The sequence below is a fragment of the Oceanobacter sp. 3_MG-2023 genome (assembly GCF_030688925.1).
Lineage (GTDB): Bacteria > Pseudomonadota > Gammaproteobacteria > Pseudomonadales > Oceanobacteraceae > Oceanobacter.
In genome coordinates this window covers 106,152-119,949 of sequence record NZ_JAUYVX010000012.1, presented here as the reverse complement: position 1 = coordinate 119,949, position 13,798 = coordinate 106,152, and the positions used below count along the sequence as shown (strand labels likewise).

General features: G+C 55.6%; 12 protein-coding genes. 5 read left to right on the top strand and 7 right to left on the bottom strand.

Features of this window, described 5'->3' with window-relative positions; translation table 11 throughout:
* A complete protein-coding gene (locus tag Q8W32_RS12095) occupies positions 1 to 915 on the bottom strand; it encodes a diguanylate cyclase (protein ID WP_305415115.1) in 915 nt (304 codons plus the stop codon).
* Between the two features lie 206 nt (positions 916 to 1,121).
* On the opposite strand from Q8W32_RS12095, the gene Q8W32_RS12090 reads away from it, so the two are divergent.
* The 5 genes from Q8W32_RS12090 (at position 1,122) to Q8W32_RS12070 (ending at position 5,321) form a co-directional block, all read left to right on the top strand.
* Entirely contained in the window at positions 1,122 to 2,105 is a 984-nt protein-coding gene (locus tag Q8W32_RS12090; protein WP_305415114.1) for a glucosaminidase domain-containing protein, read from the top strand.
* A 1-nt stretch (position 2,106) separates the two neighbouring features.
* Positions 2,107 to 2,469, top strand: a complete 363-nt coding sequence (locus Q8W32_RS12085) for a PilZ domain-containing protein (RefSeq protein ID WP_303433311.1) — start codon at positions 2,107 to 2,109, stop codon at positions 2,467 to 2,469.
* Between the two features lie 129 nt (positions 2,470 to 2,598).
* On the top strand, positions 2,599 to 3,498 hold the full coding sequence (locus tag Q8W32_RS12080; RefSeq protein ID WP_303433310.1) for an acyltransferase: 900 nt from the start codon (positions 2,599 to 2,601) through the stop codon (positions 3,496 to 3,498).
* 190 nt (positions 3,499 to 3,688) lie between these two features.
* Positions 3,689 to 4,636, top strand: a complete 948-nt coding sequence (cysK, locus tag Q8W32_RS12075) for a cysteine synthase A (protein WP_303433309.1) — start codon at positions 3,689 to 3,691, stop codon at positions 4,634 to 4,636.
* Between the two features lie 157 nt (positions 4,637 to 4,793).
* Positions 4,794 to 5,321, top strand: a complete 528-nt coding sequence (locus Q8W32_RS12070) for a hypothetical protein (RefSeq protein WP_305415113.1) — start codon at positions 4,794 to 4,796, stop codon at positions 5,319 to 5,321.
* 12 nt (positions 5,322 to 5,333) lie between these two features.
* Here Q8W32_RS12070 and Q8W32_RS12065 read toward each other — a convergent pair whose 3' ends face one another.
* The 6 genes from Q8W32_RS12065 to Q8W32_RS12040 form a co-directional block, all read right to left on the bottom strand.
* On the bottom strand, positions 5,334 to 6,359 hold the full coding sequence (locus Q8W32_RS12065) for a hypothetical protein (protein ID WP_305415112.1): 1,026 nt from the start codon (positions 6,357 to 6,359) through the stop codon (positions 5,334 to 5,336).
* On the bottom strand, positions 6,346 to 7,212 hold the full coding sequence (locus tag Q8W32_RS12060) for a cation diffusion facilitator family transporter (RefSeq protein ID WP_303433306.1): 867 nt from the start codon (positions 7,210 to 7,212) through the stop codon (positions 6,346 to 6,348). The genes Q8W32_RS12065 and Q8W32_RS12060 overlap by 14 nt, the downstream gene beginning before the upstream one ends.
* A 94-nt stretch (positions 7,213 to 7,306) precedes the next feature.
* The gene (locus Q8W32_RS12055; RefSeq protein WP_305415110.1) at positions 7,307 to 8,647 is read right to left on the bottom strand and encodes a HAMP domain-containing sensor histidine kinase; all 1,341 of its coding nucleotides are present in this window, start codon (positions 8,645 to 8,647) and stop codon (positions 7,307 to 7,309) included.
* Positions 8,647 to 9,339 carry a response regulator transcription factor gene (locus Q8W32_RS12050; RefSeq protein ID WP_303433304.1) on the bottom strand — a complete coding sequence of 231 codons (693 nt, stop codon included), beginning with the start codon at positions 9,337 to 9,339 and terminating at the stop codon, positions 8,647 to 8,649. The genes Q8W32_RS12055 and Q8W32_RS12050 overlap by 1 nt, the downstream gene beginning before the upstream one ends.
* Complete coding sequence (locus Q8W32_RS12045; RefSeq protein ID WP_305415109.1) at positions 9,333 to 12,503, bottom strand: efflux RND transporter permease subunit; 3,171 nt, start codon at positions 12,501 to 12,503, stop codon at positions 9,333 to 9,335. Before Q8W32_RS12045 ends, Q8W32_RS12050 begins: the two co-directional genes overlap by 7 nt.
* Complete coding sequence (locus tag Q8W32_RS12040) at positions 12,496 to 13,797, bottom strand: efflux RND transporter periplasmic adaptor subunit (protein WP_305415108.1); 1,302 nt, start codon at positions 13,795 to 13,797, stop codon at positions 12,496 to 12,498. The genes Q8W32_RS12045 and Q8W32_RS12040 overlap by 8 nt, the downstream gene beginning before the upstream one ends.
* Between the last annotated feature and the right edge of the window lies 1 nt (position 13,798).

Sequence of the window (13,798 nt, the reverse complement as noted above, 5' to 3'; positions counted from 1 at the left end):
CTAGCGGGGTAACGCAGCTGCCTGATGGCGGGCACGACCAGTGTTTTTGGCCTGGTACAAAGCCTTGTCAGCGACCTCAATGGCCATGGTAACCGGATCACTCATCATGGGTTGAAACCAGCCACTGCCAATACTGATACTGAGCCATGGCCCTGCGGGTGATCCTTTATTCTCCAGCCGTAAGGCAGCCACCGATGCCAGCATTCGCTGCGCAACAATCGCGACCCCTTCCGGCTCGATCAACGGCAGTACAATAGAAAATTCTTCACCACCGTAACGGGCAACCAGGTCGTGGGAACGATTGACGCTGTCGTCCAGTGCCCTGGCCACCTGACGCAAGGCCTCATCCCCTTGTACATGGCCGTATCGATCGTTAAACGCCTTGAAGGCATCCACATCCACCATCATCACCGCCAGATTACTTTGCTGTCGTTGCGCCCGACGCCACTCCGCCAGCAAAAACTCATCAAACCGCCGCCGATTGGCAATTCCGGTTAACCCATCAGTCATGGACAGGGCTTTCAGCTGCCGTATACGCTGATACTGTCGCTCCAGTACGCCCAGCCGGGCGGCTACCAGCGGTACCTGTAACGGTTGCTTGAGATAAAGTGCAGCACCAGCATCCAGCGCCATAATTTCCTGATCAACACTCGCTGCGCCTACCGCGACCACTTCCATATACCGGTACAAGGGGTCTTCGGCCCGCTGTGCCATAAAAGCAGCGAAGTCCAGTCCCGGCAGATCCATCGCCAGAATCAACAACGAGGGGTAACGCCCAAATTGCAGCAAACACGCTTCCAGCTGCGCCAGTGAGTTCAAAGACATCACATCACTGGTAGCGGGCAATACAGACGCCAGCAGGGTCTGATCAGACGGGCTGGCAGAGGCGATCAAAACAGTCAGGGATTTATTCATATTCAGAGACACCGGGGGCTGTGAATCAATACTGACAATGAGTCACCATAAAGGACAAACCAGACACACTGCGACATAAAAATAGCAGAAATGAGCACTACCGTTACTGTGCCGAATCAGAAAGCCTGATCCATCGGTTATTTTTTGAGGTCAAACCCCATCCTCATATACACTGCAAACCAATCATTGTGACCAAGGAGCAACACATGTCGCGACCAACGACTTCACGGACCTCTCTGCCTTTACTGCCACTGAGTGTACTGGCCACCACGGTGGCACTGGTACTGACGGGCTGTGACCAACCCGCTGAGCCGGCTGCACCAGAGCCAGTACAGCCGCAAGAGCAAGCACAAGAACAAACACAGCCACAAGAACCGGCACCAACACCGGAAGCACAGCCCGAGTCAGCGGCATCCGAAGCGGCGCCAGAATCCGAAATGCCAACGGTCGAAGTCGCTCCGCAAACCGTCAAGGCCGTTCAGTCACCGGCTGAGCCAGAACATACCGGCACGGTTACCTTGCCTGACTTTGCCAGCTACACCGACGTCAAACAGAAAAAAGAAGCCTTTTTTGGCTACATGCTGAAGCTGGTCAAGCACGCCAATGCCAACGTCCTCAAAGAACGTGACATCATCAAACAATGGGATGGTAACAGCGCTGCAAGCCCGGCTATCAGCGCTCTGGTTGAGAAATACCGGGTCGACGACACACTGTCGACCAGCGACCAGAAAGCCAGCCTGCTAAAACGCGTCCAGGTTATTCCACCGTCACTGGTACTGGCACAAGGGGCCAATGAGAGCGCCTGGGGCACCTCTCGTTTTGCTCGTCAGGGTAATAACTTTTTTGGCCAATGGTGTTTCTCCAAAGGCTGCGGCATTGTGCCGAGCCAGCGTAATGATGGCGCTGGTCATGAAGTGGCCAAATTTGATGATCCGCTGGAATCCGTCGAAAGCTATATCCGCAACCTGAACAGCCATCCGACCTATCAGAAATTGCGCGATTTGCGTAATACCGAAATGGCGACCCAGGGTTATCCAACCGGCATCAATCTGGCCGGTGGTCTGGAAGGCTATTCCGAACGCGGCCACGAGTACATCAAGGAAATCCGCAGCATGATCAGCTTTAACAAGATTGATCAGCTCGACCCGGATGTCCAGACCGACCTCAAGGCCAACACACAGGAAGACTGATGTGAGTGTGACTGAACGTCATTTCAGTCAACGCTATGATGCAGCTCCACTCAAGCTGGAGCTGTATCAGCGTAGCTGGCTGGGTCAATGGCAAGCCCCCCATCATGCCATGGCACTGGAAATCACCCTGGGAGGCGTATCGATTCTGTCGCCCCTGAAACTTCGCATCGGACAACACCTGCTGATCTCGCTGGGCAACCGCCACCACAGCTTGCAGCAAGTAACCGCAGAGGTGATTCAAAAATCCCCTCAAGGACGTGACTTTCTCTATGGCCTGAAATTCGATTTCAGTAGACAATCGGACAATTCACGCCAAAGTGCTGAGACCCTTCTCAAACTTATCCTGAATAACCTGACTCATTGACTGGCAATGGGTTGTTACCGGCACCGGAAGCCACTTTCCCGGCTTGACCCACACAAACCGGTAGGGTTTTATGCAGCTCGATATTGAATTCCGACTTTCCATAACGATAGCGAAAAAAGCTCATATCATATGACCGCACTTCTGACCGGACTGGCTGCCAGCCTGTTGCTGATCATCAATACCCTGTTTTGGGCACCCTTATTGATCGTCCTGGCCCTGCTGAAATTGCTGCTGCCCATTCCGGCACTGCGATCCGTGATCAGCCCCCTGATCGATGGCTGTGCCAACCGCTGGATTTCTGGCAACTCCCTTTGGATGAAACTGACCCAGGCAATGGACTGGCACATAGAACGGCCATCACAGCTCGATTCTGATGGCTGGTATTTTGTTGTCAGCAATCACCAGAGCTGGGTAGATATCCTGGTGCTACAACATTGTTTGAACGGCCGTATTCCGCTGCTCAAGTTTTTTCTCAAGCAAGAGCTGATCTGGGTACCGATTATGGGAGTCGTCTGGTGGGCCCTCGATTTTCCATTCATGAAACGCTACAGCAAGGCTTACCTGGCCCGCCATCCAGAAAAACGCGGTCAGGACCTCGAAACCACCCGCCGCTCCTGCGAAAAATTCCAGCACCTTCCCACCAGCGTGATGAATTTTCTTGAAGGCACCCGTTTTTGCCCGGACAAACAGCAACAACAACGCTCACCCTACCGCCACCTACTGCAACCTCGCGCTGGCGGCATGGCGTTTGCCATGAATATTATGGGAGACAATTTCCATTCTCTGATTGATGTCACCATTCATTATCCTGATGGCGTACCCACATTCTGGTCATTTCTCAGTGGCAAGATGCGACGCTGCCAGGTCATTATCCGCCAGATCCCCATCCCGGCCGGACTGTCCAGCGGTGACTACCAGAACGACATCGACTTCCGTAACCGCTTTCAGCAATGGGTACATGAATTGTGGCTCGACAAGGATGACACGCTGGAATACCTGTCTCATCGCCCACCAAACGCCTCTGACTAATCACCCACACCATTACCCAGGCCATCACCGGAAAGACCGGTAAAATGAACGTTTCCCATGTCTGACGGACAGACCTGGTCACGGCACGGTAGCCGAACTGCGCGTCAAAACCGCGAACAGCCATTGCCAGACAAACCCATCGGCACCTATGCTGCGGTCACCGCTACTGAATGAACAAGGAGCTTATGCAATGAATGTGTTTGAAGATGTCAGTCAATCGATCGGTAACACCCCGTTGGTACGTATTCGTACCCTGACCGATCACCCGCACGTATACGCCAAACTGGAAAGCCGCAACCCGGCCCAGTCCGTCAAATGTCGTATTGGTGCCAACATGATCTGGCAAGCCGAAAAAGACGGCACTCTGAAACCCGGTATGGAAATCGTTGAGCCAACCAGTGGTAATACCGGGATTGCACTGGCTTATGTCGGTGCTGCCCGGGGCTACAAGGTCACGCTGACCATGCCGGAAACCATGAGCATGGAACGTCGTAAAGTCATGATGGCACTGGGTGCCAATCTGGTACTGACCGAAGGTCCAAAAGGGATGCAAGGTGCCGTCGACAAGGCTGCCGAACTGCTGGCCGAAGCACCAGAAAACCGCATCATGCTGCAACAGTTCAATAACCCGGCCAACCCGGCGATTCATGAACAAACCACCGGCCCGGAAATCTGGCGTGACACTGATGGTGAAGTGGATGTTGTGGTGGCGGGTGTTGGTACTGGCGGTACCATTTCCGGTATCTCCCGCTACCTCAAAAGCCAGAAAGCCATTACCTCGGTAGCGGTGGAACCTTCGGCTTCTGCCATTATTGCCCAGAAGCTGAAAGGGGAAGACCTGACCCCTGGCCCACATAAAATCCAGGGAATTGGCGCCAACTTTATTCCAGGCAATCTGGACCTGGATATCCTCGACCGGGTTGAAGCCGTCGATAATGACGAAGCCATGGCCATGGCCCACAAACTGATGTCGGGAGAAGGGATTCTGGCCGGTATTTCCTGTGGTGCCGCCATGGTCGCGGCCTTGCGCCTGGCCGCTGAAGACGCGTTTAAAGACAAGAAAATTGTGGTAATCCTGCCTGACTCCGGTGAGCGTTATCTGACCTCGCCCCTGTTTGATGGCTTCTTCGACAAGTAAGCCGTCGTAGCAAGAGGAGCACAGCCATGGTTGCCATGGCAGCTCCTCTACTCCCGCCACACCAGCGACACCACCGACAGCGACAGCCAGTTGTTTTTCTTTGGGCCTTACAACAGACTATGGATTCCGCCATTCCGTCTTTTCAAGGATCTGAATTGTGACACCTGTTTCTTCTCCAACTCTACTGATCGCCATCGCGGCTCTGACTGCGACTCCTGCCGTGCTCGCCGATGACCTGTCCTTCGGTCTCGGGTTGGGAACCCCATACGGAGGCAGTCTGGGAACAAATCTCTCCTATCAGCTCCACGACCATATCGATACATTGGCGGCTCTGGGTCTTAACCAGGATGGAGCAGGATGGGAAGTCGGGGCACGCGTCTATCCTTCCACGGCTTTTTCGAATCATCGTGACTGGCGTCTGACTGTGCTCTACGGTACCAATACGGTGCTGGAGATCAGTACCTGCAATGGCTACTACTGCAAAAGCGATTATGAATCCTTTAATGGCCTGACGCTGGGTATCGGCTGGGGTACCCGCGCCGGTTATCAGGGCTGGGGCATAGACTTGTTGTATATCACCAGCAGCGCCGCTGATGACCGGATTGATGAACTGCAGAATAGAGGGTATTACCTCGACGATACGCCTCGCATCGACCTGTCTTCGGGCTATCAGTGGGATTTTTGATTACTGGCTGCGTTATTTGGAAATCACGCTCTCGATCCGGAACATGATCACCGGCGTGGTTTCGTAATCCTTGTCCCGCTCCCACACCAGTTCCGGAGCCAGTTCGGCAAAGACCCAGTCCTGATAAATCTGGCGGCGATACCGGACACTGACGCTGTAATTATAGAAACTGGCGCTGGCTTCTGTATCACCACTGGCACCGGCAACGTAACCCAGCGCGGCACGCTGGCTGAGTTCGTGATACAAGCCACCACTGTAAGACAGCTTGAAGTAATCATCGTTAAGCAAATAACTGGCTTTGGCATTCACCCGAAACAATTTTTCGATATTGAGTGGGTAGTTCATCTGTACGCTGGTGTATTCGCCCCAGCCTTCGCTGGCAAAATACGAAAAGTTCTGGGTCGCTTTCATTTCCCATTCAGCAAAGTAGCTGTAACGCCTGGCCCGGAGACGGACAAACGGGTCCGGGGGTAATCCCCAGCGGATACCGGCATCAATATTGGTTTTCCAGCGCTCGCTCTCCTGCAGAATAAACCGCAAGGCGGCCGAATAATTATTGTTTTCGATACTTTCCAGCGGGTCCGCTTCCCGCGCTTCTTCTTCTTCCGATTCCAGCAACAGGTTCAGCCGTTCACTGATGTGTGGCAGCTCCAGATTGACACTGATACCAAATTTGTAATCCACCGGATCGCCCAGCTCCCGGCGAGTATAAAGCGACAGTTTGGCCCGGCTGCCCTTGACGTCATCGTCAAAAATATCTTCACTGAAAAAGGTATCAACAAAAAAGCTGTCCAGACCGCCCGACAAATTGTCCAGATGGTTGGCCAGCCATTCCCGTGAGCGCTCCACCATCTCCCCTGAAATCAGGGTTTCTGACTCATAAGAGGGCTCGACGGTATCCGTTTCTTCCACCTGCAAGGTTTCCTGGCCAGCGTGGAGATAAGGTTCCGTTGTAAGTGCCTGCGCCGGTACAAGCTGCAGGCTGAGAGCGGCAATGGTAATACTCCCGGCCCAGCTGGCCCGGTCAGACCGGGTCATGATGAATAAGCACCTCGGCACGGGGGAAACGCGCCAGAATCGCCGCCTCGACCTGATCACCAATGGCATGGGCACGGTTCAGTGTCTGGTCGCCATCCATATCCAGATGAAATTGGATAAACTGCACGGCACCGGCCTGACGGGTTTTCATATCATGAAAACCACGCACGCCATCAACGCCCTTGATCAACTGATGCAACTCCGTCTCTTCTGCTTCTGGCATGGCCTGATCCATCAGCACCACCAGCGCCTCCTGGATGATTTCATACACACTGCGCACCAGTACCAGCGCAATCACCAGCGCAATCACCGGGTCGAGCCAATACTGGCCAAACCAGGCCCCAAGCAGCGCAACCACGACCGCCAGACTGGTGAGAATATCGCCGTAATAATGAGCGGAATCCGCTTTTACTGCGAGCGAGCCGGTCTTGCGGACGACCCAGCGTTGATACAGCACCAGCGCCGTGGTCAGTGCGGTCGAAAACAACATCACGCCGATGCTTTCACCCAACGCCTTGAGCGGCTGAGGGTCCAGCAGACGATCGGTGACGTGCAGCAATAACGCGACCACCGACCCCAGAATAAAGGCCGACTGCACCAGTGCTGCCAGACCTTCGGCCTTGCTGTGACCAAAGGGATGCTCATCATCCGCAGGCATCAGGGCATAACGGATGGCAAAAAAATTCACCACAGAAGCGGCGATATCCATCAGGGAGTCCAGCAGCGACGACAGCACACTGGTCGAGTCACTGACGCTCCAGGCACCGAGTTTGGCCACCAGCAGTATCACCGCTGTGGCAATGGAGGCCATGGCCGCACGTCGGATCAGTATGGCATCGGGTTGTAGAGACATAAGTACCAGCCTTTAACATGATCGGCTGATTATGCCAGAGAAGCAGGCCCGGTCGAGGCCTGCTCGCAAATTAGCCACTCAGGCACATGGCCGGTCAGCTGGGCTGTGACGGTCCATCGCCGGCGCCAATATCCAGAATAACCCGATGACCATCCGCTTCGGCATGGTTGTGATAGTCCCAGTTCAATCGCTTCGTCAATTGCCGGGTCAGCTGCAATCCCAGCCCGAAGCCCTGGTCATATTGACCGCTGTCAGCGGCATTCTGGCTGGCGAGCAAGGTATTTTCGCCCGGCATTGTGCTGTCGTAGTTATTCACCACAATCCGGCTGCCTTGCTGATAAATTTCCACGCGGCCTTCCCAGGTGTGCTGGAAGGCATTGCGAATAATATTCCCCAGCACAATCCGCAGCGGAGTTTCCGGCAGACGGGTCTGCCAGTCGGTATCGGTTTCCACCACCAGTTCGATCGTTTTGTTGTTCAGCAAAAAGGTCAGCTCATCCACCAGTTGCAGCAACAGGTCGCTAGGCGCAATCTGTCGCACCGGCAAACTGGCGATATCATCCCGGCTCAGCCACAACAGGGTTTCGGTCAACTGGGCCATGGTGATACCCGCCCGTTCCAGCCGCGCCACCGTGGCCAGCACCCGCGTGTCGTCCAGCGGCGTGTGGCGTTCCGTCAGTCGTCGCAACAGCTCGGTGTTATTACGCACCACGGCAATCGGTGTGCGTAATTCATGGCTGGCATGGCGTAAAAACGCCTGTTCGCGATTCAGCGTCTGCTGCACGCTGGTCAAACTGCCATGCATCAGGCTGGCCAGTTCATTCAGCTCCGAATAACCAAAATCCGGCACCGGTTGTGCCAGCTCGCTGGCATCCAGCTCTCGTGTCCAGTCCAGCAAACGCCCTGCCGGACGCGATAAAAAACGGAACAATAACACTGCGATCGTCACGATCAGCACCAGGGTTGACCCCAGAATCCAATGCAGACGCCGACGGCTGCTGTCAATCTGGGTGCTGACCAGTTCCGACCGGGTGGAGTGTTCCAGGGTTCGGCTGATGTACCAGTCCCGCCCGTCATTTTCCCGGCCCAGCCGATAACGCATCACAAAGTGCATATTGGGGTGCTCGTCACCCTGTTCGGCAATACGGCGCTTGTACAGTACACCCGCCGTCTTGGGTGCCTGTTCAAATACCCGCTGTATCACCGCGGGCTGTTGTGCCCAGTCCGGCGCAATATAAAAATCGGCGTATTCGCCAGCATCAGGAGGATGGGTAGCAGAGGTCAGTTTCTTTAGCGTGTGTTCCATATCCTGCACCATCACCACATCCATGCCGCGGATCATATACTGCACACTGAGCATCGAATAACCCACCGTCAGCAGTAGCCCCAGTAGCAGGAAGGCCAGAATCAACAACCACTTCAGACTGATACGCATCAGGACGATGGCTCGTTACTGACATCCGGCACGCGCAGCGCAATCCCCTGCCCCGCCAGGGTATGCATCAGGTTCACGTCGGCCTGACCATCCACAGACTTGCGCAGATTAAACAGATGTACTTTAAGACTGTTGCTGTCCGGGGCTTCGTCGCCCCAGACCGCTTGTGCCAGTTGACGCCGGCTGACCACCGCAGGAGAGGCCCGCAACAGGGTTTCCAGCAAGATCCAGCCAGTGGGCGACAGATGAATTTCGCGTTCTCCCCGTGTCACCACACGACTGCTCAGATCCATCACCAAATCACCACAATCCAGCCGCATCACCTGGCCACTACGACGGCGAGCCAATGCCTTTACCCGCATCACCAGCTCGCTCATTTCAAACGGCTTGACCAGATAGTCGTCGGTGCCAGCCTGAAAGCCATCCCGCTTATCGGTGAGCTGGTCACGGGCCGTCAACATTAGGATCGGCGTATCGTTGCCCAACTGCCGTAATCGCTGGCAAATACTGATGCCATCCAGCCGGGGCAGGTTCAGATCCAGCAGCAGCACGCGATACTCATTGTCTGCCATCAGCGTCAGCCCGGCCACACCATTGCTGGCGTGATCGCACTGGATATCTTCCAGCAACAGGTAATCAACCAGAGTGGCCGCCAGGTCGAGATCATCCTCGACCAGTAACACGCTCAGCACGGCTTGTCTCCTGTGGTAGGGGCAGCATCCTTATCGTCAGACGGCCATCCGAGCCGTTGCCGCAAGGCCGCCAGCAGATCAATCACATCATGCTGCACCGCCAACAAGGCTGGAATCAGAATCAGCGTAATCACGGTAGCAAACAAAATACCGTAACCCAACGACACCGCCGCCGGAATCAAGAACTGCGCCTGACGGTCGGTTTCCCCTAACAACGGCGCCAGACCCGCAAAGGTCGTCACCGAGGTGAGCAATACCGCCCGCAAACGATCCCGGCAGGCCAGACTGATCGCGCTGTTGAAATGCGCCGCATCCGGCTTCAGCTCATTAAAGCGGGACACCAGCAACAGGCTGTCATTCACCACGACCCCACTCAGGGCGATAATGCCAAAAAACGACTGAATGGTGAGCGACAGGCCGGTCATCCAGTGCCCCAGAATCGCTCCCATAATGCCAAATGGAATCGCCACCATAATAATCAGCGGCTGAAAATACGACTGCAGCGGCACGGCCAGCAAAATGTAAATCACCAGCATGGCCACAATAAACAGCGCCGTCATGCTCGACTGGGTGGTGGCCTGCTCTTCTGCCTCACCGGCAAAATGTATATCCAGCCCCGGATACTGTTTTTCCAGCTGTGGGGCAACATCACGCTTCAGCAAGCTGACCAGCTCCGTCGCCGACAGAATATCCTTGTCGACATCAGCGGTCAGGTAGACCGCCCGCTTGCCATCAATACGCGTAATGGTATCGCGGGAATAGCCATAGCTAATGGTCGCCACAGCCGCCAGCGGTACCACGGTGCCATCGTCCGTCCGTACCCGGGCACTCAGTACATCGGCTGGATTCTGACGATCCGTCAACGGATAACGTACCGTCACTTCAATTTCATCACTGCCACGCTGGTAACGTTGCACCACCTGGCCACTGAAAGCCTGCAGTATCTGCTGCGCCAGCATCGAGGTGGTCAGGCCCAGAGCCTCACCCTGGGCATTCAGCGACAGGCTGACTTGTGGCTGGGTCGGGTCCAGATTGTCTTCGACGCCACTGACACCGGGAATCGCCGCCAGACTGGTACGAAACGCAACACCGGCCCCTTCCAGCACATCATCGGCACTGGCGCGCAATTCCACCCGCAATGCGGATATCGACTCGCGACGGCTTTGGATACGCAGGGTTTTGACCCCTTCCGGCATCCCGGCCAAGGCCTTCCATTGACGAGTAAACTCGGTGATCCGGTACGGCGCATCGGCAGCCAGTTCAATCGTCAGGGAGCCGGACTGGTCAGCACTGGACATCACTTGCAGATTGGCAATCCCGCCGCCCCCCAGCCGCTGGTCAATCTCATAAGCCTGCTGCTCCAGCGTCAGCAAATGGCTGTGGGTCAGGCCGTAGCTGGCATCCTGCTCCATCGACAGCGAGGCCCGCACGGTATCGCCTTCCACATCCGGGAAAAAGCTGACCCGCACCGCTCCGGTAAACGGCATCCCCACCACCAGCACAAACAAGGCCGCAAATACCACCAGTACGGCATAACGCTGCGCCAGCGCGGTATCAATCAATGGGCGATACAGGCGCTCGCTAAACCACTGCAACCCGGAGTCACAGCCGTGCTGAACCCGGCCCCAGGCGCGAGCCAACAGATGACGGCGTGGCCGTTTGTGGGTATTCAGATGCGCCAAATGCGCTGGCAAGATCAGCTTCGACTCCACCAGCGACAGCAACAGACAGATGGTGACGACGCCGGCAAACTGGCTGTACACCTGCCCCAGGCGACCTTCGATATGGGATAACGAATAAAATGCCGCCACCGTGGTAAATACCCCGAACATGGTCGGAATAGCCACTCGCATGGTACCGGCGATGGTATTTTTCATGGTATCGCCGTGCCGACTTCGCTCGGTATAGACACTTTCCCCCACCACCACCGCATCATCGACCACGATCCCCAGTGCCATGATAAAACCGAAGGTGGTAAACGAATTCAGCGACATCCCGGCCCAGCCATCACCCATAAAGTACATGGTGCCGAAGAAAATAAACGGCAGCCCCATGGCAACCCAAAAGGCAACACTGACGTTCAAAAACAGCGCCAGCAGTACAAACACCATCAACACACCAGTCACGGCGTTTTTGACCAGCAAGGCCAACCGGCTGTTGATCGATTCACTGCGGTCATACCAGGTTTCCAACTGCACCGAGTCTGGAATGCGGCCACTTTGCTGCCACTCTTCCACCACCGCACGGGCGGCGATCACCGAGTCGGAAATATCATCCTGACCCGTCGTAATCACCTGCAAGGCAATACTGTTCTGCCCCTGAAAGCGCGATAACACCACCGTGTCTTCATCATAGGTATCCCGTACCCGAGCCACATCGCCCAATAACAGCTGACGACCACTGTCGAGGCTGATCAGCGGCAATTGCTCAAAATCGGTAACATCGTAAGCCTGCTCCGAGGCTTGTAATTGCAAATACAGGTTCTTGCTTTTTAATACGGCGGTCATGCTGGTGGCCGAGCCGGAATTGACCGCATCTTCCACATCCGACAAGCTCAAGCCATAGGCTTGCAAGCGCCCCTCATCGATTTCGATCACCATTTGCGGATCACGCCAACCCGACTTCGACACACTGCTGATCTCAGTACGCGCCAACAAATCGGATTTCAGTTCGGTACCCAGTTGCTGCAAGGTGTGGCGATCCACATCCCCATAAAATTGCAGCCAGAGCGCATGTTCTTCCCGCTGCGCCTTGGCAATCACCGGATTTTTGGCATCGGCCGGAAAAGTCGAAATACTGTCGACCTCGGCACGCACATCCCGCAACAGGGTATCCAGGTCGTAATCGGATTTACGCTCAACGGTCACGCTGACGCTGCTGCCGGTGGACGTTGAGGTAACGCTATCGATACCGATCACGCCTTCCAGTGCTTCTTCGATCTTGATCGCAACCCCTTCCTCAGACTGTACCGCCGAACCACTGCTGTAGCTCACGGACACAGTGACTTCATTCGGTTCCAGACTGGGGAACGCCTCCTTGCGCAGCTCAGTGACCTGCAACACCCCGAGAATAATCACCAACCCCAGCAACAAGTTGGCCGCCACCGGATTACAGGCAAACCAGCCGATAATCCCTCCTGACGATGGCTTGCTGAGGTTACTCATACGTTGTTTCCTCGGTCTGGGCGTCGACAATTCCGGTCTTGCCCAGCGTCAACACAACCGGCTTGACCAGGCTTTTTTCGACATAACTCGACAGGGGTTGCACCACCACCTTATGCGTTCCACTCAACCCTTCCGGCACAGAGGTATAAATAAAGTTGGCATCGCTGAACAGGGTATCCGCGACGTATTTTTCCAACAGATCGCGGTCATTCACCAGCCAGATTTCGCCACGCTGGCTCAAGGCCGAAGCCGGTAATTTCCATAACTGATCAACCGATTTACCCAGTAGCGAGACCTTCACAAACAATCCGGGTTGTAACATCGGTTGTTGATCCAGAGGCTTTTCTACTGCCACAATCAAGGCGCGCTGACGCGTCTCTTCGTCCATATGCTGCTCGGCCCGCAGCACCACTCCTTGCCACTGCCCATCGGACTCCACCGACGTCAGCGTTACCGGCCATTGGCCATCCAGCAACGTCTCTATACCAGGCAGCATGGCCCATTCCTGTTCCGACAAGGCCACCGACACCTCAACCCGGTCGGTACTGTACAAGGTCGCAATATCACCACCGGCACTGACGTATTCTCCCGGGCTGACCAGACGCTCAACAACCAGGGCATCAAACGGGGCTGTGATTCGAGTCCAGGACAGTTGTTTGCGCGCTGAGCGTAATGCCGCCTCGGCGTTTTTTAACGCAGCTTCCGCGGCGGCCAGTTGTGGCTCACGCAGCAACAAGGGTGAGTCCGGTTCACCAGACAGGCCAGCAGCTTGCCATTCATCCAGTGCCTGCTCGACTTCGCGCTGCTCTTCCAGCAACGCCAGCCGGGCATCGGCAACGTCCTGTTCTGCTTCCGCCACCTCAGCCTGATAGCTGCTGTTTTCCAGAGTCGCCAACACCGCCCCCTGAGCGACCCGGCGGCCACTGTCGAACAGATCCGTTATACGCTCAATATTACCGGCGACCCGGGCAGTCAGGCTTAACTGAAAATGTGCCTCGGCAGATCCATAACCCGATAACTCCGCCTGATACGCAGCGGCAGTCACCTCCACCACTCGAACAGACGCGGCCACCACGGCTTCTTCAGCAGGCCGACCACCCGCCCCGCCTTGCTGGCCGCCAGCTGCCGGAGCACCCCCTTTCCCGGCAGCCTGTCCGGGCATTGGGCGGCTATTTTGCTGCGCCATCTGGTATTGGTTCCAGGCCACAACAGCAGCTAAAAAGACGACAGCAAGGCCGAGCCAGATCAGTTTGCGCCAGCCAGTGTGAGTCGAAATGGACGGGTTAGCGCTCATA